The sequence below is a fragment of the Streptomyces sp. NPDC019224 genome, from assembly GCF_040632605.1.
GTDB lineage: Bacteria > Actinomycetota > Actinomycetes > Streptomycetales > Streptomycetaceae > Streptomyces.
Genome location: NZ_JBEYCF010000012.1, coordinates 62,064 through 84,390, shown reverse-complemented (window position 1 = coordinate 84,390; position 22,327 = coordinate 62,064). Strand labels below are relative to the sequence as shown.

Below are 22,327 nucleotides of genomic sequence, written 5' to 3'. Positions count from 1 at the left end.
CCGGTCAACGCCGCCGTGTGGGCGGAGCCCTTCGGCTCCTTCGGAAGGGGGTAGGGGACCGCAGGAGCACCCTAGGCTCGGGTCATGCCGACCGAAGCGCACCAAAGGATCAGTCCGGTTTTCCTCGGGATCGCCGCCGTGACGGCCGTGGCCGGGTGGGGGGTGTGGGCGGACTTCGCGGCGCAGCCGGGGTTCGCGACGTTTCTGTTCGTGACCGGGGCGTGGGTCGTGTCGCTGTGTCTGCACGAGTACGCACACGCCAGGACCGCGTTGCACAGCGGGGACATCTCGATCGGGGCCAAGGGCTATCTGACGCTGAACCCGCTGAAGTACACCCATGCCCTGCTCAGCATCGTGCTGCCGGTGCTGTTCGTGATCATGGGCGGGATCGGGCTGCCCGGTGGTGCGGTGTTCATCGAGCGGGGCCGGATTCCCGGCCGGTGGCGGCACAGTCTGATCTCGGCGGCCGGGCCGCTGACCAACGTGCTGTTCGCGGTGGTGTGCACCGCACCGTTCTGGCTGGACGCCCTCGACGGGGTGCCGCCCGCCTTCCGGAACGCACTGGCGTTCCTGGCGCTGCTCCAGGTGACGGCCGCCATCCTGAACTTCGTGCCCGTGCCGGGGCTCGACGGCTACGGCGTGATCGAGCCGTGGCTCTCCCTCTCGGCCCGCCGCGCGGTCGAACCGATCGCCCCCTTCGGCCTGATCGCGGTCTTCGCCCTGCTGTGGGTCCCGGAACTGAACCGCGCCTTCTTCGACGCGGTCTACGCCCTGCTGAGGGGGCTCGGGGTGCACGGCTGGTGGAGCGACTGCGGCCTGGACGCCTACCGCTTCTGGCAGGGGGCCGACCCGATGTGCGCTGTCGCCGGCTAGGCGCTCCGCTCCGCGGACTCCGCGCGGCGGCGGCGCAGGTAGTACCAGGCCATGTTCGAGGAGAGGCCGACCAGCAGGACCCAGACGACGCCGATGAGCACGCTGCCCTGGACGAAGGACGTCACGGCCGCGGCGAGGGCCAGGACGCAGACGACGAGGGCGTAGAGGGCGAGGCGGGGCATGGGTGGCTCCTGTCGGGGGTGATGCGTGGTCCCGTCCAGTGTCCCCCATGCCCCGGGACGTCCGGTGCGGGCCCGGGTCACACGTCCGTCGTACGGAGTCCGGCGTGCGCCTTGTAGCGGCGGTTGACCGAGATCAGGTTCGCCACCAGTGACTCGACCTGGTGGGCGTTGCGCAGCCGGCCCGCGAAGATGCCGCGCATGCCCGCGATGCGGCCGGCCAGCGCCTGGACGATGTCCGTGTCGGCGCGGGCCTCGCCCAGCACGAGGACGTCGGTGTCGATCTCGTCGATCGTCTCGTCCTGGAGCAGCACCGCCGACAGGTGGTGGAAGGCGGCCGTGACGCGGGAGTCCGGCAGCAGGGCGGCGGCCTGCTCGGCGGCGCTGCCCTCCTCCGGCTTCAGCGCGTAGGCGCCCTTCTTGTCGAAGCCGAGCGGGTTGACGCAGTCGACGACGATCTTCCCGGCCAGTTCCTCGCGCAGCGATTCCAGCGTCTTGGCGTGGCCGTCCCACGGCACCGCCACGATCACCACGTCGCTCTCGCGCGCGCACGTGGCGTTGTCCGCGCCCCGGACACCGTTCCCCAGTTCCCCGGCCGCCGCCTGTGCGCGGTCCGCGGCGCGGGAGCCGATGATCACCTGCTGGCCCGCGCGGGCGAAGCGGTACGCGAGCCCGCGCCCCTGCGGGCCGGTGCCGCCGAGCACGCCGACGGTCAGGCCGGACACGTCCGGCAGGTCCCAGGGGTCCTTGGCGGGGGGCTTGGGCGTACTGCCGCTGTCATTCGTAGTCATGGCCCCGACACTACTGCGCGGTACGGCGGCTGAGCCCGCCGTCCTCGGCCGACCGGACGTTCGTCGTACGACCCCGAGCCGCCACCCGTACGGATGGCTGTCCGGCCTTTCGCCGGTGCCGGGGCCCCGCCATGGTGCAGGATGCCGGGCCATGGATGCCGTACGTGTGGCGCTGCTGCGTGAAGTGCTCGCCAGGACCCAGTGGCCCGCCGCCGCCCGGCAGTTCGCCGGCGCGCTCCGCTCCTCCGTGGTCCCGCACGGCGGGGGGCTGCTGCTGGTGGGGACCGAGGCGTACGAGCCCTGGCACCTGGCGGCCCATCTGGTCGACGAGTCCACCTGGTCCGGGCTGCCCGAACTCCGGCCCACCCTGGTACGCCACCGGGTGGAACCGGGCGACCCGGCGCACCTGGCGGTCGGCCTCGGCCGGATCGAGGCGGCCGGGCGGGGCGAGACGCTGCTCGTGGTGACGCCGGAGCGCCCCGGCGAGGGGCTCCTGGAGCGGGTCCACGACGCCCGCCGGGCCGGGGCCACGGTCCTCTCGCTGGACAACGGGGATCCGCAGGTGCGCGGGCTCGCCCATGAGGCGCTGTCCGTGACGGCCGGGGACGACGTGGACCTGGACACCGTCCAGCACCTGGTCAGCGCCGCCGCCGGGGAGAACGGCGCCCCCGTCCCGCGCGGCGGCCGGCGCACCTTCCGCGACCGCCTGTCGCGGCTGGCCGACCAGCTGACGGCTCCCCCGCCACCGCGCTGGTGAGCGGCGGGGCGGGGGCAGGGGTGCCCGAGCCGTGCGGCCCGTACGGCCCGACTGCGCCGGGCGTGCTCGACGCGCGCCGGGCGTGCTCGACGCGCGCGGGCGGCCGTACCGCAGCCGGGGCGACCCGCACGGCCGACCGGCTGACGGCTCCCCCGCCACCGCGCCGGTAGCGGGCGGGGCCGTGCGTCCGGGCCGGGCCGGGCGCGGCCATCACCGCCGGCGCCGCGAGGGGCCGCCCCGGGCAGACCGCACCGCCCCCGGCGTGCGCGGCGGCCCCGGCCGTGCGCGGCGCCCCCGGCCGCCCCTCTCCGGGTAATCCGTTTGCGCCCCGCCCCAAGCGCGACCGACCATGTCTCCTCGTGACCTCTCCCACCTCCCTTGCCGCCAGGCTCGGCGCGCTTCTCCCCGATCTCTCGCCCTGGCGTTCGTCGGCCGACTTCCGGTTGCTGTGGGTGCAGGGGATCGTCACCTACTTCGGCAGTTTCATGGCGCTGATCGCGCTGCCGCTCCAGATCAAGGACCTCACCGGCTCGCCTCTCGCCGTCGGCGCGATGGGCGCGGTGGAACTGGTGCCGCTGGTCATATGCGGCCTGTACGGGGGCGCGCTCGCCGATGCCGCCGACCGGCGGAAGATCATCCTGGCCACCGAGGCGGGGCTCGGCCTGCTCGCGGTGATCCTGCTGGTGAACGCGGCCCTGCCCGACCCGATGCTGTGGCCGCTCTACGTGGTGGCGGGCGGGGTCTCCGCGCTCGCCGGGCTCCAGCGGCCGGCGCTGGACTCGCTGATGGCCCGCATCGTGCCGCACGACCAGCTGCCGGCGGCCGCCGCGCTGAACTCACTGCGCTGGCAGGCCGGGGCGATCATGGGCCCGTCGCTGGCCGGTCTGGTGGTGGCCTACGCCGGACACGCCACCGCCTACTCCATCACCGTCGTCACCTTCGCCGCCTCCGTGCTGATGTGCCGCAGGCTCGCCCCCGCGCCGCCCGCCGAGAAGGGGCGGAAGCCGTCGCTGCGCGGCATCGTGGAGGGCGCCCGCTACGCCTGGAGCAGGCCCGTGCTGCTCGGGACGTATGCGATCGACATGGCCGCGATGTTCTTCGCCTTCCCCAACACGGTCTTCCCGTTCCTCGCGGACGAGCTGGACGCGGACTGGTCGCTGGGCCTGATGTACGCGGCGGGCTCGGTCGGTTCTCTCGCCCTGGGGCTGACCAGTGGCTGGACCTCGCGGGTGCGCAGGCACGGGCTGTTCGTGGTGTTCGGCGCCGCGGTCTGGGGGCTAGCGATCGCGGCGGCCGGCTGGTTCGGCAACGTGTGGCTGGTGCTGGTCTGCCTCGGGTTCGCCGGGGCGGGCGACATGCTCAGCGGGCTCGGCCGTTCGACCATCTGGAACCAGACGATCCCGGAGGAGTTGCGCGGCCGTCTCGCGGGTATCGAGGTGCTCTCGTACAGCGTGGGGCCCCAGTTGGGCCAGGTCCGGGCCGGTGGCATGGCCGGGTGGACGGGGACCCGGCCCGCGATCTGGACCGGCGGTGTGGCCTGTGTCGCCTCGGTTGCGCTGCTGGCGGCGGCGCTCCCCAAGCTCCTCACGTACGACTCGGCGACGGACGAGGACGCGCTGCGCAGGCGCGCCCGGCACGCGACCGGGATGGACGTGGAACCGGCGGCCTGAGCCCGGGGCCGGGCCCCGGCCGGTCGGCGGTCGCGGTTCCGCGCCCCGGCGGCTCCCGTCAGCCGGCCGCCTCGTTCTCCTCCGGGCCCTTGCGGTCGTGCCACTTGGGGTCCGTGTCCCACTCCAGGTTCCGCTCCTGCGCGGTCTCCAGGGCGTGCTGCGCCTCCTGCCGGGAGGCGTACGGGCCGAAGCGGTCCTTGGCCGGGCACTCGGGGCCTTCCTCGACCTTCTTGTGCTCCAGGCAGTAGAACCACTCGCCGGGCTTGCCGACCGTGCGCTTCTTGAACAGGGCCATCATCGGTTCCTTTCCTCTCTGCCATGGTGCCCCGGACAGGCTGGTTAGACTCGCTGGCATGTCTGGCCAGTCGCTGCTCGTACCAGGGGAGATCGCTCCCGTCCGTTCCGTGCCCGGAAACATCCGGCGCCCCGAGTATGTGGGCAAGCCCGCCCCGACGCCGTACACCGGCCCGGAAGTGCAGAACGCCGACACCATCGAGCGCATGCGCATCGCGGGACGGATCGCCGCGCAGGCGATGGCCGAGGCCGCCAAGCACATCGCCCCGGGCGTCACGACGGACGAACTCGACCGCGTGGCCCACGAGTTCATGTGCGACCACGGGGCCTACCCGTCGACGCTGGGCTACCGGGGTTTCCCCAAGTCGCTGTGCACCTCCCTCAACGAGGTGATCTGCCACGGCATCCCGGACTCCACCGTGCTGCGTGACGGCGACATCGTGAACCTCGACGTGACCGCGTACATCAACGGGGTGCACGGCGACAACAACGCGACCTACCTCTGCGGTGAGGTCGACGAGGAGTCGCGGCTGCTCGTCGAGCGCACCGAGGAGTCGCTGCGGCGCGCGATCAAGGCCGTGAAGCCGGGCCGCCAGATCAACGTGATCGGGCGGGTCATCGAGTCGTACGCGAAGCGCTTCGGGTACGGGGTGGTCCGGGACTTCACCGGGCACGGGATCAACACCTCGTTCCACTCCGGGCTCATCGTGCCGCACTACGACAGCCCGCACGCCACCACCGTGATGAAGCCCGGCATGACGTTCACCATCGAGCCGATGCTGACGCTCGGCAGCCACGACTACGACATGTGGGACGACGGCTGGACCGTGGTGACGAAGGACCGCAAGCGCACCGCCCAGTTCGAGCACACGCTCGTGGTGACGGAGACCGGCGCGGACATCCTCACGCTGCCGTAGTCCTCGCGGCGGGTATGAGCACCTCCCGGCACCACTGGCGGAAGCCGGTGGGCGCCGGGGTGGTCAGGGCCCGCCACTCGGGCTCGTAGATGCCGTCGTCCTGGGCGGCGGCCATGTCGAGCAGGCCCTGGGCCCAGGCCTCGTGCATCCCGTACCGCGTCAGCGTGGCCTTGTACTCCTCGCCGTCGGGCCGCTCGAAGCGGACCGGGCGCTCCAGGACCTCCGACAGGACGCGGGCCATGTCGTCGGGGGTCAGCGAGTCGGGGCCGATCACCGGGACGGTGCCCTGCCCGGACCAGGAGTCGTCGGCCAGGAGGCGTGCGGCCACCGCGGCGATGTCGCGGGTGGCGACGAGCGCCAGCGGGCGGTCGGCGGCGACCGGCGCGGAGAACACGCCCCGCGTCGTGAGCGCATCGGTCTGGTGGAGCAGGTTCTCCATGAAGAACGGCATGGCCAGGGACCGGTAGGCGGCGCCGGTGCTCTCGATCATCTCGTCCATCGCGAACGCGGCCGACAGCTGTCCCGCGGGCGCCCCGTAGGCGCGCCCCAGGCTGCTGACGCCGACGACCCGGCGGACGCCCCGGTCCTTGACGGCCTCGCAGGCCGGGCGGGTGAAGCCGAGGTAGTGCTCCCGGACGTCGTGGGCGCCGGGGTCCGGCGGGACCAGCCACAGGACGCTGTCGGCGCCCTCGAACGCCTCGCCCAGCACCTTCGGGTCGCTGTGGGAGCCCTGGACGACCTCGACGCGCTCGCGCGCCTTTGGGGTGAGCCCGGCGGGGTCGCGGGCGATCACCCGCACCTTCTCGCCGCCGTCGAGCAGCGCGTCGAGCACCTGGCGGCCGATCCGGCCGGTGGGAGCGGTGAGGACGATCACGGGAACCTCCGAAGCAGACATGGCCGGGGACAGGAACACGGCACGTCGGCCGTCACCGGCCACTCACCGTTTCCACCGTTAACGATGACACGCTAACGTCGATAGCGCAAACCGCTAACATAATTCCGTTATCATCGGAAACCATGGAGACCGAGCACCCCGCCCCCGCCGGGAGCAACCGCCAACGGATCATCGCCGCCGCCACCCGGCTGCTCGCGGAGGAGGGCCGCGAGGCGGTGTCGACGCGGGCGGTCAGCGCCGCGGCAGGCGTCCAGGCCCCCACCATCTACCGGCTGTTCGGGGACAAGCAGGGCCTGCTCGACGCCGTCGCCGCCCACGGCTTCGCGAGCCACATCGACGAGAAGGCCGCGCTCGCACCCACCGGCGACCCGGTGGAGGACCTGCGCAGGGGCTGGAACTTCAACACGGAGTTCGGCCTGGCCAACCCGGCCCTGTACACCCTGATGTACGCCCAGCCCAGCCCAGGCGCCCCCTCCCCCGCCGCCACCGCCGCGCTGGAGATCCTCGCCGCGCACATCCACCGGATCGCCGAGGCGGGGCGCCTGCGGATCGACGAGGCGCGCGCCACCCACCTGGTGCACGCCGTGGGCGGCGGCACCACCCTCTCCCTCATCGCCACCCCCGAGGACCGCCGGGACATGAGCGTGTCGTACCTGGCGAGGGAGGCGGTCATCGCCGCGATCACCACCGAGGCACCGGCCGCCCCGGCCGCCGGCCCGGCCGCGGCGGCCGTGGCCCTGCAAGCACTTCTCCCCAGGACCGGAGCACTGACGGCGGGCGAGCGCGCCCTGCTCGCGGAACTGCTCGACCGCATCTCCGCCGACCCCGACGAGAACGCCTGACACGCCCCGGAGCCGGGGGACCGCCCACCCGCGGTCACCGACCGGGGCGCCGGCAAGCAGCCGACCCGGAAAGGCCGGGCGAGCGGATCGGCGCACCGGTCCGTGCCACCGGCGGACGGCCTCGGCGGGCCGAGGCTCCGATCGCCCGCGCCTTCGCTATCCGTGGTGGGCCAGGACCACCCTGCCGCCGATCTCCACCCTGCCGTCCGGCGCGGGTGCCGTGAGGATCTGGGAGCCGCGGCCCTGCGTGATGTTGAGCGCGCGTCCGAGCCGCGCGCTCAGCAACAGGGCCGCGGCCCCCGTCGCTTCGTCCTCGACGATGCCCCCGGTGCAAGCACCGGCTCCACCGGAGCGGCTGACGCCGCGCTCATCGAACCGGCGGGGAAACGCCCGCGCCCTGACCCGGCCCGCCGCCTCCTCCTCCCACGCCCAGGCGTAGAGCCAGCCCTCGCCGGGTGGCGGGGCCGGGAGCGCGTCGACCTCGGCGGCCGAGGCGTACTGCTGGAGGGTGCGCGGCGGCGCCCACTCGGGGCGGGCGGTGATCCAGCTGAACTCGCCGTCCTGGCGGGCGAACACCTCGCCCACCTCCAACTCCAGGATCTCCAGGTCGAGCAGCCAGGCCGCGCCGACGACGGGATGCCCGGCGAACGGCAGCCGAAGCCCCGGGGTGTAGATGTCGAGCCGTCCGCGCTCGGGGTCGTCGACGAACACGGTCTCGCTGAAGCCGAGCCGGCGGGCGAGTTCCTGCCGGGCCGCCCGGCCGGGGAGACGGCTCCCGTCGCGTACGACACCGAGGGCGTTGCCGTGCCGGCCGTCGGGGCCGCAGAACACGCGCAGGATGTCGATGCCGGCAGGTACGTCGAAGTCGCTCACAGGGGGCATTCAAGCACCGCCCCGGCACTCGCCCCACGAGAGGGCCGGTGCCCTGGTGGTGGTGTCGTCCGGCGCGCCGGACACCACGGCGGCGGGCCACGACGACCGCCCCGGCACCGCCCGCCACGATCGGGCCCGGGGCCGCGAGCGGCGGAGCCCTCGGCGGTCGGGGCCGCCGGGAGGCGGAGTCGCCGTCCCGCGCGATCCGGAGCGGCCGCCGCGTACGCGGACGCGCGGGTACGAAGCAGGATGACGTGGAGCAGGACACTCGGGCGGCCTCCGCGTACGCGGACGCACGAGAGCTGGACCACGGTAGAGCCGACCGCCACCGCCTCCGCGGACGCACGAGGGGCGGATCGCGGCGGCGAGGGCGCCGGCCGAGGTGTTCTCAAGTGTCCTGCCCGGCAAGGCCCGCGGTCGCCGGCCGAGGTGCTCCCGCAGCCGCGGTCCGGTGCCGCTCGTGGTAACCGGCCCGCATCGAACGACCTGCTCTTTGCCTGTGTTTTACCTGTACGAGGTTCGCCCATGGGTCGACCGTGATCCCGCCGTTCCCGGGCGCGCGCGGTGAGAGCTGAATCACCATGAGGACGGGTGCCGGACAGGTAAGCCTCGGTTAAGTTAGGTCGGCCTCACCCGCCTTTGTCCGGCCCTTCTCTCCTTCTCCCTCATCCTCATGTGGAGCCCGTATGCGAGCCGTTCGTCTCTCCGTCGTCACCGCTGCCGCCACCGCGGCCGCTCTGACCGCCGTCACGGGCTGCGCCGAGAAGAGCGACGGCAAGGGCGAGGGGGCCGTCGAGGTCGTCGCGAAGGACGACTCCTGCGAGGTGTCGAAGACGAAGCTGCCGGCCGGACACATCGAACTGGCCGTACAGAACAAGGGTTCCAAGGTCACCGAGGTCTACGTCCTGTTCCCGGACGACCGCATCGTCGCCGAGCGCGAGAACATCGGCCCCGGCACCAAGGCCACCATCACGGCCGAGATCAAGGCCGGTTCGTACGAGATCGCCTGCAAGCCCGGCATGAAGGGCCACGGCATCCGGCAGAAGATCGAGGTCAGCGGGGGCAAGGCGGCCAAGCGCAGCCCCGAGATGGACAAGGCCGTCGCCGCGTACCGCACCTATGTGCAGGCGCAGGCCGACGAGACGCTGCCGAAGGTCAAGGTCTTCACGGACGCCGTCGCCGCGGGTGACGTCGAGGCCGCGAAGAAGGCGTACGCGGACTCCCGCATCGGCTGGGAGCGCACCGAGCCGGTCGCCGAGTCCTTCGGCGACATCGACCCGAAGGTCGACGTCCGCGCCGACGGTCTTGAGGACGGCCAGAAGTGGACCGGCTGGCACCGCCTGGAGAAGGCGCTGTGGCAGGACAAGAAGCTGGGCGCCGAGGAGAAGGCGCTCGCCCCGGTCCTCTACAAGGACCTGGCCGACTGGCAGAAGCGGGTCGGCACCGCCGACATCACCCCGACCTCGATGGCCAACGGCGCCAAGGAGCTGCTCGACGAGGTCGCGACCGGCAAGGTCACCGGCGAGGAGGAGCGCTACAGCCACACCGACCTGGTCGACTTCAAGGCCAACGTCGAGGGCGCCGAGCAGTCCTACCAGCTGCTGAAGCCGATCGCGTCCAAGAACGACGCCGCGCTCACCGCCACGCTCGACAAGCGGTTCGCGGCGCTGAACAAGCTGCTCGACAAGTACCGCGAGGACACCACCTCGTACGACTTCACCTCCTACGACAAGGTCGGCGAGGCGGACCGCAAGGAGCTGTCGGACGCGGTCAACGCCCTGGCCGAGCCGCTGTCGAAGCTCGCCGCCGCGGTGACGAAGTAACCGGCCGGAACGAGGCCCGGAGGATGACCGAGGAGACGCGCCGGACGCCCGGCGAGGGCGACGCCCCGTCGCGGCGGGCCCTGCTGGGCTGGGGCGGGGCCGGGCTGGCGCTCGGCGCCGCGGCCGCCGGCGTGGGCGTCGCCGCGGCCCGCTCCGACGACGGCGGCCGGGCCACGGCCGTGGACAGCGGCGCGGCGGTGCCCTTCCACGGGGCGCACCAGGCCGGTATCGCCACCGCCGTCCAGGACCGGCTGCACTTCGCCGCGTTCGACGTGACGACGAAGGACCGGGCCGAACTGGTCGCGCTGCTCAAGGAGTGGACCCGGGCGGCCGAGCGGATGACCGCCGGTCACGCGGTCGGCGACGGCGCCCACGGGGGCCTGCCCGAGGCGCCGCCGGACGACACCGGCGAGGCGATGGGCCTCAGGCCGTCCCGGCTGACGCTGACGATCGGCTTCGGGCCCTCGCTGTTCGCGAAGGGCCGCTTCGGGCTCGACGACCGGCGGCCCGCCGCACTCGTCGACCTGCCGAAGTTCCCCGGCGACAACCTCGACAAGGCCCGCAGCGGCGGCGACCTGTGCGTCCAGGCGTGTGCGGACGACCCGCAGGTCGCCGTGCACGCCATCCGCAACCTCGCCAGGATCGGCATGGGCCGCACCGCGATCCGCTGGTCGCAGCTGGGCTTCGGCAAGACGTCCTCGACCACGCCCGACGCCCAGACCCCGCGCAACATGTTCGGTTTCAAGGACGGCACCCGGAACGTCTCCGGCACCGACACCGCCGCCCTGGACCGGCACGTGTGGGCCGGGGCCGGGGACGGACCGGCGTGGATGGCGGGGGGTTCGTACCTGGTCGCCCGGCGCATCCGGATGCACATCGAGACCTGGGACCGCACCTCGCTCCAGGAGCAGGAGGACGTCTTCGGCCGCGACAAGGGCGAGGGCGCGCCGGTCGGCAGATCGAAGGAGCGCGACGAGCCGTTCCTGAAGGCGATGCTGCCGACCGCGCACGTGCGCCTCGCCCACCCGGACAGCAACGACGGGGCGATGATCCTGCGCCGCGGCTACTCCTTCACGGACGGCACCGACGGTCTGGGCCGGCTCGACGCGGGGCTGTTCTTCCTGGCCTACCAGCGCGACACCCGTAAGGCGTTCGTTCCCCTGCAACGGCGCCTGGCGGCACACGACGCACTCAACGAGTACATCCAGCACGTGGGTTCGGCGCATTTCGCCGTCCCGCCGGGCGTCCGCGACACGGACGACTGGTGGGGCCGGGCGCTGTTCTCGTAACGGGACTCGAAGCGGAAAGGGAACCGAGACGTGTTCAGCAACTTCCTGATCGGACTGCGTGAGGGCCTTGAGGCCAGTCTGGTCGTGTGCATCCTCATCGCGTACCTGGTGAAGACCGGCAACCGCGACCGGCTGGCGCCGATCTGGATCGGTGTGTCCATCGCGGTCGTCGTCAGCCTCGCCTTCGGCGCCGGGCTGGAGTTCGGCTCGCAGGAGATGACGTTCAAGGCGCAGGAGGCGCTGGGCGGTTCGCTGTCCATCGTCTCGGTGTGCCTGGTGACGTGGATGGTCTTCTGGATGCGGCGGACCGCGCGCCATCTGAAGGCGGAGCTGCACGGCAAGCTCGACGCGGCGCTCGCCATGGGCACCGGCGCGCTCGTGGCCACCGCGCTCCTCGCGGTCGGCCGGGAGGGCCTGGAGACCTCGCTGTTCGTGTGGCGGGCGGTGCACGCGGCGGACGACGGCTGGCACCCGATGATCGGCGCCGTCCTGGGCATCGCCACGGCGGTGGCACTGGGCTGGCTGTTCTACCGGGGCGCGCTGAGGATCAACCTGGCGAAGTTCTTCACCTGGACCGGCGGGATGCTGGTGGTCGTCGCCGCGGGTGTGCTGGCGTACGGGGTGCACGACCTCCAGGAGGCGGAGTTCCTGGGAGGCCTGCAGAACCGGGCGTTCGACATCAGCTCCACGATCCCGCCGGACAGCTGGTACGGCACCCTGCTGAAGGGCACGTTCAACTTCCAGCCGGACCCGACCGTTCTCCAACTCACGGTGTGGGCCCTGTATCTGGTCCCGGCCCTCGCGCTGTTCCTGTCCCCGGTAGGGTTCGGACGGTCAGTGGCGACGGATCAGAAGGCGCGGAAAGCAACGGATGAGAAGTCTGAAGCCGGTGCGGCCGGTGACGGGACTCGCGGTGGCGACGGTGCTGAGCCTGACGGCGAGCGGGTGCATGACGGTGCACGGCGAGCGGGAAGTCGTACCGGCGGCGACGAGGTCTGAGGCCGCCGAGGCCCTGAAGGACTTCACCGCCGCGTACAACGCCGCGGACAAGGCGTACGATCCGGCGCTGGACGCGGACGTGGTGACGGGCTCGCTCGGCGCCATCAACCAGGCGGGGCTCAAGGCCCGGCACCGGATAGCGCCCACCGGCAACACCCGGCACCAGCCGCTGGAGCTGACCGACGCCCGTTTCGTCATCCCGGCGAAGGCCGGCTGGCCGCGCTGGTTCCTCGCCGACACGGACTCCAACCGCGACGAGGACCAGGGCGAGCAGGACACCCGCTGGCTGCTGGCCTTCGTCAAGTCCGGCCCCGACGCGGGCTGGAAGGCCGCCTATCTGTCGGTCGTCTCCCCCGGCCAGGTGCCCGCCCTCGCGAAGGACGGAGACGGCCGGGCCGAGCCGGTCGCGGCGGACGGCCCCGGACTGGCCGTGGCCCCGCGGGACCTCGGCACGCGCTACACGCAGTACCTGCAGAAGGGCTCGCCGGACGTGTTCGCCCCGGGGGCCGCCACGTCGCAGTGGCGCGCCGCGCGGCTGAACACCCGGCGGGCGGGTTTCTCGTACCAGTACGTCGACCAGCCGATGGACAGCGGCGCGTTCGCCCCGCTCGGGCTGGCCACCGAGGACGGCGGGGCGCTGGTCTTCTTCAGCAGCAGGCACTACGAGCGGCAGACCGCCGCCGAGGGGCTGCGCCCGGCGATCGACCCCGATGTGGAGGCGCTGCTGACCGGCGAGGTGAAGAGCACGCTGACCAAGGAGCGGGTCTCCAGCCAGCTGGTGTACGTACCGAAGAAGGGCGCCGGCGCGGACAGGGTGACCGTGCTCAACCGGCTGCCCGGCCTGACGTCGGCGAAGGGCTCGTAGGCCGGAGCCCTCCCCGGCCCGGGGTCACCGGCGCAGCGGCCAGGTCACCGAGTCGTGGTCGACGTCGCTCTGCTCGGCGGAGCCCACGAAGCGGGCGCAGGCGTCCGTCAGCGTCTCCAGGAGCGTCAGCGGGTCCGGCAGCGGGTGCTCGGGGCCGCGCAGCCAGGCGACGTCCAGCTCACCGGGCAGCTGGGCCGGCGGCAGCAGCACATAGCTGCCCCGGCAGTGCCAGCGCAGGCCGGGGTGCTCGTCCATCGTCTCGGGGTGGCAGTCCAGCTCGCAGGGCCACCACTCGTCCTCGTCCTCGGGTGTGCCGCGCGTCGCGGTGAAGAAGAGCATCCGGTCGTCGCCGGAGCGGGCCACGGGGCCGACCTCGACCCCGGCGGCGAGGAGCCGCTCCAGCGCCTGCTCGCCCGCGGCCAGGGGGACGTCGAGCACGTCGTGGATCATGCCGGTCGCGGTGATGAAGTTGGCCTGCGGCTGGCTGCGGGCCCAGCGCTCGATCTGGGCACGGTCCGTGGTGGACTGCGTCTGCCAGGCGAAGGAGACCGGGTGGCGGGCCGGGGTGGGGCAGCCGATGCGTTCGCACGAACATCGGTAGCCGACCGGGTGGGCGGCGGGCGCGATCGGCATTCCGGCCTCGGCGACAGCCAGGAGCAGCGCCTCCCGTGCGGTGTCGTCGACCTCGCGCCGCTGCGCTTTGGGTCGTCGCCGCAGCCACTGGGAAAACTTGCTCTCCGAGCCGAGATTACGGCCGAAATCGGCGCCCATCGATCCCCTTGCCTTTGCGTTGCCCCTGCCCATGGTCCCACCATCCTGCGCCTCGGGTGGCCAGAGTCCGGAAGCGGGGTGGGACGGCCGATGCCGCACGGGGGGCACTATCACACGCTTTGTCATGAAAGAGCACGTATAGTGACGAGCCTCGGCCGGGCAGCGCCGTACGCCGCCGGCCCGCGCTCGCGTGAACCACCCGTTCGGTCCACAGCGCCGAAGCCCCGCACGCCGCACCATGGGCTCACGCACACACCCGTGCGACGCACCGGCCGCGGCGCCCACCAGCCCGCCGCGACGATTCGTGAGGAGTCCCCGTTGCCCGCACCTCACCCGGCCACCGCCCCTCATCGAGGCGCTTCGCGCCGCCCCTCCAGCCGTCGGGCCACACCCCGGCACTACCTGATGTGCGCCCCTTCCCACTTCAAGGTGACGTATTCCATCAATCCCTGGATGGATCCCACCAAGCCGGTCGACCTGCCGCTGGCGCAGACCCAGTGGGAGGACCTGCGCGACCGCTACCGCGCGCTCGGTCACACCGTGGACCTGCTGGAGCCGCGGCCGGACCTGCCGGACATGGTCTTCGCGGCGAACGGGGCCACGGTGATCGACGGCCGGGTGCTGGGCGCCCGCTTCGCCTACCGGGAACGGTTCGAGGAGGCGGCCGCCCACCGCGACTGGTTCCTCGGCCACGGCTTCACCGAGTTCCATGAGCCCGACCACGTCAACGAGGGCGAGGGCGACTTCGCGGTGACCGCCTCCTACGTCCTGGCGGGGCGGGGCTTCCGGTCGTCGCCGCTCTCGCACGCGGAGGCGCAGGAGTTCTTCGGGCGCCCGGTGATCGGGCTCGACCTGGTCGACCCGCGCTACTACCACCTCGATACGGCGCTGAGCGTGCTCGACGAGGCGGCCGACGAGGTCATGTACCACCCGGCGGCCTTCTCGCCGGGCAGCCGGGCGGTGCTGGCCCGGCTGTTCCCGGACGCGCTGATCGCCGGGGAGGCGGACGCCGCCGCGCTCGGTCTGAACGCGGTGAGCGACGGGCTCCACGTGCTGCTGCCCCAGGCGGCGACGGGCCTGTTCGACCCGTTGCGGGAGCGCGGCTTCGAGCCGGTGCCGATGGACCTGAGCGAGCTGCTGAAGGGCGGCGGCAGCGTGAAGTGCTGCACGCAGGAGCTGCGCGGCTAGGACCTGCCCGGCGGGGGCGGCCAGGGGTCGCCCCAGTCCGTGTCCCGGGCGGCGCGGTACAGCTCGCCGTGCCGCTTGGTGACCGTGTCCCGGCGCAGGCCCTCGTCGCGGGTGCAGAGGTCGAGGAGCACCTGCCCCTTGCGGATCTGCGGCCTGCGGACGACCCGGGCGGTCACGGGCAGGGGCGTGAACCGGGTGGCGACGACGTAGCTGAACTTCTCGTCCTCGTACGCCAGTGAGCCGCCCTTGACCTTCCGGTGCAGCGAGGAGCGGCTGACCCGGGCCGAGAAGTGGCACCAGTCGGTGCCCGGCTCGATGGGGCAGGCGCCGCTGTGCGGGCAGGGCGCGGCGACGGTGAGTCCGGCGGCGACGAGCCGGTCGCGGGCCTCGATGATCCGGGCGTAGCCGGCCGGGGTGCCGGCCTCGACGACCACGACGGCCTGGGCGGCCCCGGCGGCGGCGTCGATGAGCGCGGTGCGGGCGGGGACGGTCAGCTCGTTGAGCACGTAGGAGATCGTCACCAGGTCCGTGGCGGCGAGGTCGAGGTCCTCGCCGATGCGGGCCCGCCGCCAGTCCGCCGCGCGCAGGGCGGGCAGCCCGGAGGCGCCGGCCAGTTCGCGGCCGAGGGCGAGCGCGGGTTCGGCCCAGTCCAGGACGGTGGTGCGGTGGCCCTCCCACTCCCCCGCGACGGCCCAGCTCGCCGCGCCGGTGCCGCCGCCGACGTCGGTGTGCGTGGCGGGCGCCCAGTCGGGGGCGGCCTCGCGCAGCGCGCCGAGGGCGGACCGTACGGCCTCGAAGGTGGCGGGCATCCGGTACGCGGCGTACGCGGCCACGTCCGAGCGGTCGCGGAGCACCGGGGTGTCGGTGGGAATCGTGCCCCGGTAGTGGGCGATGAGCCGGTCGACGGCCTGGCCCGCCTGCTTGGGCGGCAGGCCGTCCAGAAGTCCGGCCAGGGCCGCGCGCAGGGCGTCCGCGGTGGGGAGGGTGGCGTTCACCGAGGAATTGTAGGCGGGCCGGACCGTCCTCAGATCGCGGAGGGACGCTGCCAGGGACGGCAGAGGCACAGGAAGCAGGCGAGCGCGCCTGCCGCGCAGACGAGCTGGACGACGGCCATGGGCACCGCGGTCTCCTCGCCGGCGATCCCGACGAGCGGGGAGGCGATGGCACCGATGAGGAACTGCGAGGTGCCGAGCAGCGCGGAGGCCGATCCGGCGGCGTGCTTGGTACGCATCAGCGCCTGGGCGTTGGTGTTGGGCATCGCCAGGCCCATCGCCGACATCAGCACGAAGAGCCCGGCGGCCACCGGCACGAGACCGACGTCGCCGAAGACCCCGGAGGTCATCAGGAGCAACGAGACCGCTGCGGCCACGATGACGACGAGACCGCAGGTGAGGGCCTTGTCGAGGCTGACCCGGCCGACGAGCAGCTTGCCGTTGATCTGGCCGACGGCGATCAGCCCGATGGAGTTGATGCCGAACAGCAGGCTGAAGGTCTGCGGGGAGGCCCCGTAGATCTCCTGGATGACGAAGGGCGAGGCGCTCACGTAGGCGAAGAGGGCGGCGAAGGCGAGGCTGCCGGCGATCATGTAACCGGTGAAGACCCGGTCGGCGAGCAGGCCGCGCATCGTGCGCAGCGCGTCGCCGATGCCGCCGGTGTGGCGCTCGGCGGGCGGCAGGGTCTCGCCGAGCCACTTCCAGACGACGAAGGTGAGCAGCAGGCCGACGACGGTCAGGACGGCGAAGATGCCGCGCCAGTCGGTGAGGCGCAGGACCTGCCCGCCGATGACCGGCGCGATGACGGGGGCGACGCCGGAGATCAGCATCAGCGTCGAGAAGAACCGGGCCATCGCGACGCCGTCGTACATGTCGCGGACCACGGCGCGGGCGATGACGATGCCGGCCGCGCCCGCGAGGCCCTGGACCAGGCGGAAGGCGATGAGGAGCCCGGCGGACGGGGCGAAGATGCAGAGCGCGGTGGCCAGCACGTAGACGGCCATGCCGAACATCAGCGGGCGGCGCCGGCCCCAGCGGTCGCTCATCGGCCCGACGACGACCTGGCCGAGCGCCATGCCGGTGAGGCAGGCGGTGAGGGTGAGCTGGACCGTGGCGGCGGGGGCGTGCAGCGAGTCGGTGACGGCGGGGAGCGCCGGGAGGTACATGTCCATCGACAGCGGCGGGAGCGCCGTGAGGCCGCCGAGGACCAGGGTGACGAGGAGGCCGGTGCGCCGGGCTGCTGGGGTGGGAAGCCCGGTCCCGCCGCGTGGTGCGGTGGTGGTTCCGGGGGTGGTGTCGGGGGTGTGTATGTGCTGGGCCCGGCTGACGCCGCTCTCCGGCATTCTCATCTCCATAGTTGTTGAATCCGGCTCTATGCTCTCAGCTCAGCGGGGATGGTCGACACCTTTGGGGAGCGTGCATGAGCGGGACTGTCCGTTGGGGCGTACTGGCGACAGGGGGGATCGCGGCGACGTTCACCGCTGATCTGCGGGCCATGCCCGATGCGGAGGTGGTGGCCGTGGCCTCCCGCACGGACGCATCGGCGCGGGCGTTCGCGGAGCGGTTCGGGATACCGAGGGCGTACGGCGACTGGGCCGGCCTGGTCGCGGACGACGAGGTCGACGTGGTGTACGTGGCCACGCCGCACTCCGCGCACCGGGAGGCCGCCGCGCTGGCGCTGGAGGCCGGGAAGCACGTGCTGTGCGAGAAGGCGTTCACGCTGAACGAGCGCGAGGCGCGGGAGCTGGTGAAGCTCGCCCGGGACCGCGGGGTCTTCCTGATGGAAGCGATGTGGACGTACTGCAACCCGGTGATCCGGCGGCTGACCGAGCTGGTGCGGGACGGGGCGATCGGCGAGATCCGCACCGTGCAGGCGGACTTCGGCTTCGCGGGCGACCTGGGTCCTGACCACCGGCTGCGCGATCCCCGGCTGGGCGGCGGGGCGCTGCTGGACCTGGGGGTGTACCCGGTGTCGTTCGCGCATCTGCTGCTGGGCGAGCCGGACCGGGTGCAGGCGGACGCGCTGCTGTCGCCGGAGGGCGTCGACCTGAACACGGGGATGCTGCTGGGCTGGGACTCGGGCGCGGCCGCGCTGCTGTCCTGCTCGATCGTCGGGCACCACCCGACGGCCGCCACGGTCATCGGGACCGGCGGGCGGATCGACATCCCGCACAGCTTCTTCCACCCGCAGGGCTTCGTGCTGCACCGGGCGGGCGCCGAACCCGAGGAGATCACCTCGGGCCCGGGTCCGCAGGGCCTGTCGGGGATGCAGTACGAGGCGGCCGAGGTGATGCGCGCGGTGCGGGCCGGCGAGACGGAGTCCCCGCTGGTGCCGCTGGAGGGCTCGCTCGCGGTGATGCGGACGCTCGACGCGGTACGTGACCGCATCGGCGTCCGCTACCCGGTGGATGCCCTCTAGGCGGGCTTCAGGCCCGGGTCGCCGGCCTCGGTGACGTAGGAGCCGGCGGTGGTGACGGGGGCGCCCGGCGTGGTGACGGCGGAGACCGTACGGAAGTCGGCGCGCGCCGAGCGCTCCTGGAGGGTGACGACGGTGTAGCCGCGGCGCCCGTTGTAGAACTTCATGTGCGGGTTGGCCTGCATGAGGTTGTTGTAGTTGGCCGGCTTCTCGGAGCCGTTCTTGCCGCTGGTGATGGACGTGGTGACGATCTCGGTGCCGACGGTGCGCGACGCCGGGTCGTCGAAGTCCTGCTTGATGTCGAAGGCGTAGCTCACGTGGACGTCGCCGGTGAGGACCATGAGGTTGTCCACGCCGGCGCGCTCGGCGCCCTTCAGGATGCGGTCGCGGGAGGCCGGGTAGCCGTCCCAGGAGTCCATGGACAGCTTGAAGGCGTCGGTGGGCAGGTCGCGTCGCTGGGCGAAGGTGACCTGCTGGGGCACGACGTTCCAGGTGGCGTGCGAGTGGCGCCAGCCGTCGATGAGCCAGCGTTCCTGGGTGGCGCCGGTCAGGGTGCGCTTCGGGTCCTCGGACTCGGGTCCGGGGGTCTGCCAGCCGTCGCCGTACGCCTGGTCGCTGCGGTACTGGCGGGTGTCGAGCACGTCGAACTGGGCGAGCCGGCCGAAGCCGAGGCGGCGGTAGAGCCGCATGTCGGGCCCTGTCGGCCGCTGGGGCGCGCGCAGCGGCTGGTTCTCCCAGTACGCGCGGTACGCGGCGGCCCGGCGGATCAGGAACTCCTCCGGCGGCAGGCTGTTCTCCGGGGTGTCGCCCGCGTAGTTGTTCTCGGTCTCGTGGTCGTCCCAGGTGACGACGAAGGGGTGCGCGGCGTGGGCGGCGCGCAGGTCGGGGTCGGACTTGTAGAGGGCGTACCGCAGCCGGTAGTCCTCCAGGGTCGCCGTCTCCCGGTTGAAGAGGGCGGGCAGGGTGCGGTCGGTGTAGTTGCGGGCGCCGCCGACCGCGGTGACGGCGTACTCGTAGAGGTAGTCGCCGAGGTGGAAGACGACGTCCACGTCCTCCTGGGCGAGGTGCTGGTACGCGGTGAAGTAGCCGTCGTGGTACGCCTGGCAGGAGACGGCGGCCAGGGTCAGTTCGCGCTTGCGGGCGCCGGGCGCGGGCGCGGTGCGGGTGCGGCCGACGGGGCTGGTCCACTGTCCGGTGCGGAAGCGGTAGTAGAGGACGCGGTCCGGGGCGAGGCCCTGCACCTCGACGTGCACGCTGTGGTGGAACTCCGGGTGGGCGTACGTGGTGCCGCGCCGGACGACCCGGGTGAAGCGCTCGTCGTGGGCCAACTCCCAGCGGACCTCGACGCGGGCCTGGGGCAGCCCGCTGCCGGGTTCGAACGGGCGGGGCGCGAGCCGCGTCCACAGGAGGACGGAGCCCGGCAGCGGGTCGCCCGAGGCGACACCGAGCGTGAACGGGTCCTCGCCGATCTGGCGGCCCTGCATCTCGCGCGCGCTGGCCGTCCCTGCGGCGGGCAGGCCGACCGAGAAGGCGAGCGCGGCGGCGGCTCCGGTGACGGTGAGGAAGCGACGGCGGTCGGTGTGCCGGGCGGCGTCGCGAAGCTCCTGCTGTGGCGATGAGTGCGTCATCTGGCCCTCCCCTGACTGGTGGTGTGGGGGAAGTCCAGCGGCCCGGCGCATCCGGAGGCTGTCGTGTTCGCGTCGCGCGGGCGTCGCCCGGATGAGAAGTGCGCCAGGATGGTGCCACCGGGGGCAAACTCCGCGTTCGCGGCGAAACCATGATCATCGGTCGGCTCCGCGGGGCGGGAATCGCCGGTGCCCCGTCCGGAATCACCCCGCCGGGCTGCGCGTACGCTGCGGCAGCATGAGCGACAGTCAGTTGAACTCCGCGAAGAACGCCCCGGCCGGCTCCGCGTCGAGGACGGCCGTGGTCACGGGCGCCGGCTCCGGCATCGGCCGCGCGGTGGCGCTCGCCCTGGCCGGTGCGGGCTGGTCGGTGGCGCTCACGGGCCGGCGCCCCGGCCCGCTCGCCGAGACGGCCGCGCTCGCCGGGGAGACGGCCCGGATGATCACCGTCCCGGCCGACGTCTCGCGCCCGCAGGACGTGGACGCGCTGTTCTCCTCCGTACGGGAGTGCTTCGGCCGCCTCGACCTGCTCTTCAACAACGCGGGCACCTTCGGTCCCGGCCCGGTGCCGGTCGAGGACCTGGCGTACGAGGACTGGCGCGGGGTCGTCGACGTGAACCTCACGGGGGCGTTCCTGTGCGCGCAGGCGGCGTACCGGCAGATGAAGGAGCAGGACCCGCGGGGCGGACGGATCATCAACAACGGCTCCGTCTCCGCACACGCGCCGCGGCCGCACTCGGTCGCGTACACCGCGACGAAGCACGCGATCACCGGCCTGACGAAGTCGCTGTCGCTGGACGGGCGCCCGTACCGCATCGCCTGCGGCCAGATCGACATCGGGAACGCGGCGACGGACATGACGCAGCACATGCGGACGGGGACCCTCCAGGCCGACGGCGAACTGGCCGTGGAACCGGTGATGGCGGCCGCGGACGTGGCCCGGACGGTGCTGCACATGGCGGAGCTGCCGCTGGAGGCGAACGTCCAGTTCGCGACGGTGCTGGCGACGGCGATGCCGTACGTGGGACGGGGCTGAGGAAGCGGGCGGGGCGCGCCGCTCGGGCGGGTCGGCCGCCGCCCGGGTCTCGTCCGGGAGGCCGTGGGCCGGTGCGGCCCGGCGGGGCCCCCGGCGGATGCGGGCCGCCCCCTGGGCGGGGGTTCCCGCCGCGCCCGGCCGGGAATGCCGCCGTCCCGCAGACGGTTGTGCGGCACATGAGCGATCTTCCCGCGCCCGGGTTTCCCGGGATCCTGCGCTACACCGCGTTCTCCGCCGACCCCGCGGGCGGCAATCCCGCCGGGGTCGTGCTCGACGCCTCGGCTCTGGACGACGCGGCCATGCTGGCCGTGGCGGCGGACCTCGGCTACAGCGAGTCGGCCTTCCTGACCGGGCGGACCGAAGCGGTGGCGCCGGGTGCGCGGGGGTACGCGATCCGCTACTTCAGCCCGAAGGCGGAGGTGCCGTTCTGCGGTCACGCCACGGTCGCCACGGCTCTCGCGCTGGCTGAGCGGGACGGACCGGGCGAGCTGGAGTTCGCCACCCGCGCGGGTACGGTGCCGGTCACCGTCGTCCGCGAGGGCGACGAGCTGCGGGCGACGCTGACCAGTGTGGAGCCGGGCGTCGAGGACATCGCACCGACCGACCTGGCCGAGGCGCTGGCGGCCCTGGACTGGCCGGCCGCCGACCTCGATCCGGCTCTGCCACCCCGGATCGCGTACGCGGGCGCCCGCCACCTCGTGCTGGCCGCCGGGACCCGGGAGCGACTGGCCGCGCTGGACTACGACTTCGCGCGCCTCGAAGCGTTCATGCACCGGCTGGACCTGACCACCGTGCAGCTGGTGTGGCGCGCCTCCGACGCGGTGTTCCACGTCCGCGACCCGTTCCCGGTCGGCGGTGTGGTGGAGGACCCGGCGACGGGTGCGGCGGCGGCCGCCTTCGGGGCGTACCTGCGCGAGCTGGCCCTCGTACCGGAGGCCGCCGTGCTGACCCTGCACCAGGGCGAGGACATGGGCCGCCCCGGCACGCTCACCGTGACGCTGGGGGCGGGCGACACGCGGGTGCGGGTGAGCGGGACGGGGACCCGGCTGCCGGAGCCGGCCTGATCCGGCCGGTCCGCGTCGGGCACGCCCCGGCGAGCAGGTGAAGACGGTGTCGCCGTCCTGCTACCGCGCGCGCCACGAGGCCGTTGATCCCCGGGCCGCCGCCGACGCGGCCGGCCACCTGCTACCGCGCGCGCCACGAGGCCGTCCGGCGCCGGCCGGGCCCCGGTC

Annotated in this window: 22 protein-coding genes; 13 read left to right on the top strand and 9 right to left on the bottom strand. The window is 73.0% G+C overall.

What is annotated here, in order from left to right; all coding sequences use genetic code 11:
* Positions 1-84: 84 nt before the first annotated feature.
* The gene (locus ABZ564_RS10645; RefSeq protein WP_360852846.1) at positions 85-873 is read left to right on the top strand and encodes a site-2 protease family protein; all 789 of its coding nucleotides are present in this window, start codon (positions 85-87) and stop codon (positions 871-873) included.
* Here the strand turns inward: ABZ564_RS10645 and ABZ564_RS10640 are convergent.
* The gene (locus ABZ564_RS10640; protein WP_360852843.1) at positions 870-1,055 is read right to left on the bottom strand and encodes a hypothetical protein; all 186 of its coding nucleotides are present in this window, start codon (positions 1,053-1,055) and stop codon (positions 870-872) included. The two genes, ABZ564_RS10645 and ABZ564_RS10640, sit on opposite strands and share 4 nt — an antisense overlap.
* 77 nt (positions 1,056-1,132) lie before the next feature.
* Positions 1,133-1,843 carry an NADPH-dependent F420 reductase gene (gene npdG, locus ABZ564_RS10635; protein ID WP_360852840.1) on the bottom strand — a complete coding sequence of 237 codons (711 nt, stop codon included), beginning with the start codon at positions 1,841-1,843 and terminating at the stop codon, positions 1,133-1,135.
* Positions 1,844-1,994: 151 nt separating this feature from the next.
* Between npdG and ABZ564_RS10630 the strand changes: the two genes are divergently transcribed.
* Positions 1,995-2,600 carry a hypothetical protein gene (locus ABZ564_RS10630; protein WP_360852837.1) on the top strand — a complete coding sequence of 202 codons (606 nt, stop codon included), beginning with the start codon at positions 1,995-1,997 and terminating at the stop codon, positions 2,598-2,600.
* A 359-nt stretch (positions 2,601-2,959) separates the two neighbouring features.
* Positions 2,960-4,270 carry an MFS transporter gene (locus ABZ564_RS10625; protein ID WP_360852834.1) on the top strand — a complete coding sequence of 437 codons (1,311 nt, stop codon included), beginning with the start codon at positions 2,960-2,962 and terminating at the stop codon, positions 4,268-4,270.
* A 58-nt stretch (positions 4,271-4,328) separates the two neighbouring features.
* On the opposite strand, the gene ABZ564_RS10620 is transcribed toward ABZ564_RS10625, so the two are convergent.
* On the bottom strand, positions 4,329-4,565 hold the full coding sequence (locus ABZ564_RS10620) for a hypothetical protein (RefSeq protein WP_360852831.1): 237 nt from the start codon (positions 4,563-4,565) through the stop codon (positions 4,329-4,331).
* Positions 4,566-4,623: 58 nt separating this feature from the next.
* Here ABZ564_RS10620 and map point away from each other — a divergent pair, with 58 nt between their 5' ends.
* Positions 4,624-5,481, top strand: a complete 858-nt coding sequence (gene map, locus ABZ564_RS10615; RefSeq protein WP_360852828.1) for a type I methionyl aminopeptidase — start codon at positions 4,624-4,626, stop codon at positions 5,479-5,481.
* Here map and ABZ564_RS10610 read toward each other — a convergent pair.
* Positions 5,468-6,355 carry an NAD(P)H-binding protein gene (locus tag ABZ564_RS10610; RefSeq protein ID WP_360853023.1) on the bottom strand — a complete coding sequence of 296 codons (888 nt, stop codon included), beginning with the start codon at positions 6,353-6,355 and terminating at the stop codon, positions 5,468-5,470. The genes map and ABZ564_RS10610 overlap by 14 nt on opposite strands.
* A 143-nt stretch (positions 6,356-6,498) precedes the next feature.
* Between ABZ564_RS10610 and ABZ564_RS10605 the strand changes: the two genes are divergently transcribed.
* A complete protein-coding gene (locus tag ABZ564_RS10605) occupies positions 6,499-7,218 on the top strand; it encodes a TetR/AcrR family transcriptional regulator (protein WP_360852824.1) in 720 nt (239 codons plus the stop codon).
* 156 nt (positions 7,219-7,374) lie between these two features.
* On the opposite strand, the gene ABZ564_RS10600 is transcribed toward ABZ564_RS10605, so the two are convergent.
* On the bottom strand, positions 7,375-8,091 hold the full coding sequence (locus ABZ564_RS10600; protein ID WP_360852821.1) for a PhzF family phenazine biosynthesis protein: 717 nt from the start codon (positions 8,089-8,091) through the stop codon (positions 7,375-7,377).
* Positions 8,092-8,777: 686 nt separating this feature from the next.
* Between ABZ564_RS10600 and efeO the strand changes: the two genes are divergently transcribed.
* From efeO to ABZ564_RS10580, 4 genes are read left to right on the top strand one after another with little or no spacing between them, the layout of a single operon-like run.
* Positions 8,778-9,914 carry an iron uptake system protein EfeO gene (efeO, locus tag ABZ564_RS10595; RefSeq protein ID WP_360852818.1) on the top strand — a complete coding sequence of 379 codons (1,137 nt, stop codon included), beginning with the start codon at positions 8,778-8,780 and terminating at the stop codon, positions 9,912-9,914.
* A 23-nt stretch (positions 9,915-9,937) separates the two neighbouring features.
* Positions 9,938-11,203, top strand: coding sequence for an iron uptake transporter deferrochelatase/peroxidase subunit (gene efeB, locus ABZ564_RS10590; protein WP_360852815.1), 1,266 nt, complete (start codon positions 9,938-9,940; stop codon positions 11,201-11,203).
* A 30-nt stretch (positions 11,204-11,233) separates the two neighbouring features.
* Entirely contained in the window at positions 11,234-12,202 is a 969-nt protein-coding gene (gene efeU / locus ABZ564_RS10585) for an iron uptake transporter permease EfeU (protein ID WP_360852813.1), read from the top strand.
* A complete protein-coding gene (locus ABZ564_RS10580) occupies positions 12,153-13,067 on the top strand; it encodes a hypothetical protein (protein WP_360853020.1) in 915 nt (304 codons plus the stop codon). The genes efeU and ABZ564_RS10580 overlap by 50 nt, the downstream gene beginning before the upstream one ends.
* 24 nt (positions 13,068-13,091) lie before the next feature.
* Here the strand turns inward: ABZ564_RS10580 and ABZ564_RS10575 are convergent, their stop codons facing one another.
* Positions 13,092-13,838 carry a bifunctional DNA primase/polymerase gene (locus tag ABZ564_RS10575; protein WP_360852811.1) on the bottom strand — a complete coding sequence of 249 codons (747 nt, stop codon included), beginning with the start codon at positions 13,836-13,838 and terminating at the stop codon, positions 13,092-13,094.
* Positions 13,839-14,156: 318 nt separating this feature from the next.
* Here ABZ564_RS10575 and ddaH point away from each other — a divergent pair, with 318 nt between their 5' ends.
* The gene (gene ddaH, locus ABZ564_RS10570; RefSeq protein WP_360852808.1) at positions 14,157-15,026 is read left to right on the top strand and encodes a dimethylargininase; all 870 of its coding nucleotides are present in this window, start codon (positions 14,157-14,159) and stop codon (positions 15,024-15,026) included.
* Here ddaH and ABZ564_RS10565 read toward each other — a convergent pair.
* The gene (locus ABZ564_RS10565; protein ID WP_360852805.1) at positions 15,023-16,021 is read right to left on the bottom strand and encodes a small ribosomal subunit Rsm22 family protein; all 999 of its coding nucleotides are present in this window, start codon (positions 16,019-16,021) and stop codon (positions 15,023-15,025) included. The genes ddaH and ABZ564_RS10565 overlap by 4 nt on opposite strands.
* A gap of 29 nt (positions 16,022-16,050) precedes the next feature.
* Entirely contained in the window at positions 16,051-17,361 is a 1,311-nt protein-coding gene (locus ABZ564_RS10560; RefSeq protein ID WP_360852802.1) for a multidrug effflux MFS transporter, read from the bottom strand.
* A 77-nt stretch (positions 17,362-17,438) separates the two neighbouring features.
* Between ABZ564_RS10560 and ABZ564_RS10555 the strand changes: the two genes are divergently transcribed.
* On the top strand, positions 17,439-18,437 hold the full coding sequence (locus ABZ564_RS10555) for a Gfo/Idh/MocA family oxidoreductase (protein WP_360852799.1): 999 nt from the start codon (positions 17,439-17,441) through the stop codon (positions 18,435-18,437).
* Here ABZ564_RS10555 and ABZ564_RS10550 read toward each other — a convergent pair.
* On the bottom strand, positions 18,434-20,062 hold the full coding sequence (locus ABZ564_RS10550) for an alkaline phosphatase D family protein (protein WP_360852796.1): 1,629 nt from the start codon (positions 20,060-20,062) through the stop codon (positions 18,434-18,436). The two genes, ABZ564_RS10555 and ABZ564_RS10550, sit on opposite strands and share 4 nt — an antisense overlap.
* Before the next feature lie 235 nt (positions 20,063-20,297).
* Here ABZ564_RS10550 and ABZ564_RS10545 point away from each other — a divergent pair, with 235 nt between their 5' ends.
* On the top strand, positions 20,298-21,095 hold the full coding sequence (locus ABZ564_RS10545; RefSeq protein ID WP_360852793.1) for an SDR family oxidoreductase: 798 nt from the start codon (positions 20,298-20,300) through the stop codon (positions 21,093-21,095).
* A 176-nt stretch (positions 21,096-21,271) separates the two neighbouring features.
* Positions 21,272-22,159: a PhzF family phenazine biosynthesis isomerase gene (locus tag ABZ564_RS10540; protein ID WP_360852790.1), complete on the top strand. Its 888-nt coding sequence runs from the start codon at positions 21,272-21,274 to the stop codon at positions 22,157-22,159.
* The last annotated feature ends 168 nt before the right edge of the window (positions 22,160-22,327 follow it).

Bases quoted from the DNA above. Each gene is read 5' to 3' on its own strand.
- efeB (WP_360852815.1), top strand. From the start codon at position 9,938: ATGACCGAGGAGACGCGCCGGACGCCCGGCGAGGGCGACGCCCCGTCG.
- ABZ564_RS10630 (WP_360852837.1), top strand. From the start codon at position 1,995: ATGGATGCCGTACGTGTGGCGCTGCTGCGTGAAGTGCTCGCCAGGACC.
- ABZ564_RS10605 (WP_360852824.1), top strand. From the start codon at position 6,499: ATGGAGACCGAGCACCCCGCCCCCGCCGGGAGCAACCGCCAACGGATC.
- map (WP_360852828.1), top strand. From the start codon at position 4,624: ATGTCTGGCCAGTCGCTGCTCGTACCAGGGGAGATCGCTCCCGTCCGT.
- ABZ564_RS10560 (WP_360852802.1), bottom strand. From the start codon at position 17,361: ATGCCGGAGAGCGGCGTCAGCCGGGCCCAGCACATACACACCCCCGAC.
- ABZ564_RS10580 (WP_360853020.1), top strand. From the start codon at position 12,153: ATGACGGTGCACGGCGAGCGGGAAGTCGTACCGGCGGCGACGAGGTCT.
- ABZ564_RS10575 (WP_360852811.1), bottom strand. From the start codon at position 13,838: ATGGGCGCCGATTTCGGCCGTAATCTCGGCTCGGAGAGCAAGTTTTCC.
- ABZ564_RS10640 (WP_360852843.1), bottom strand. From the start codon at position 1,055: ATGCCCCGCCTCGCCCTCTACGCCCTCGTCGTCTGCGTCCTGGCCCTC.
- ABZ564_RS10550 (WP_360852796.1), bottom strand. From the start codon at position 20,062: ATGACGCACTCATCGCCACAGCAGGAGCTTCGCGACGCCGCCCGGCAC.
- npdG (WP_360852840.1), bottom strand. From the start codon at position 1,843: ATGACTACGAATGACAGCGGCAGTACGCCCAAGCCCCCCGCCAAGGAC.
- ABZ564_RS10545 (WP_360852793.1), top strand. From the start codon at position 20,298: ATGAGCGACAGTCAGTTGAACTCCGCGAAGAACGCCCCGGCCGGCTCC.
- ABZ564_RS10540 (WP_360852790.1), top strand. From the start codon at position 21,272: ATGAGCGATCTTCCCGCGCCCGGGTTTCCCGGGATCCTGCGCTACACC.
- ABZ564_RS10555 (WP_360852799.1), top strand. From the start codon at position 17,439: ATGAGCGGGACTGTCCGTTGGGGCGTACTGGCGACAGGGGGGATCGCG.
- ABZ564_RS10645 (WP_360852846.1), top strand. From the start codon at position 85: ATGCCGACCGAAGCGCACCAAAGGATCAGTCCGGTTTTCCTCGGGATC.
- efeO (WP_360852818.1), top strand. From the start codon at position 8,778: ATGCGAGCCGTTCGTCTCTCCGTCGTCACCGCTGCCGCCACCGCGGCC.
- ABZ564_RS10620 (WP_360852831.1), bottom strand. From the start codon at position 4,565: ATGGCCCTGTTCAAGAAGCGCACGGTCGGCAAGCCCGGCGAGTGGTTC.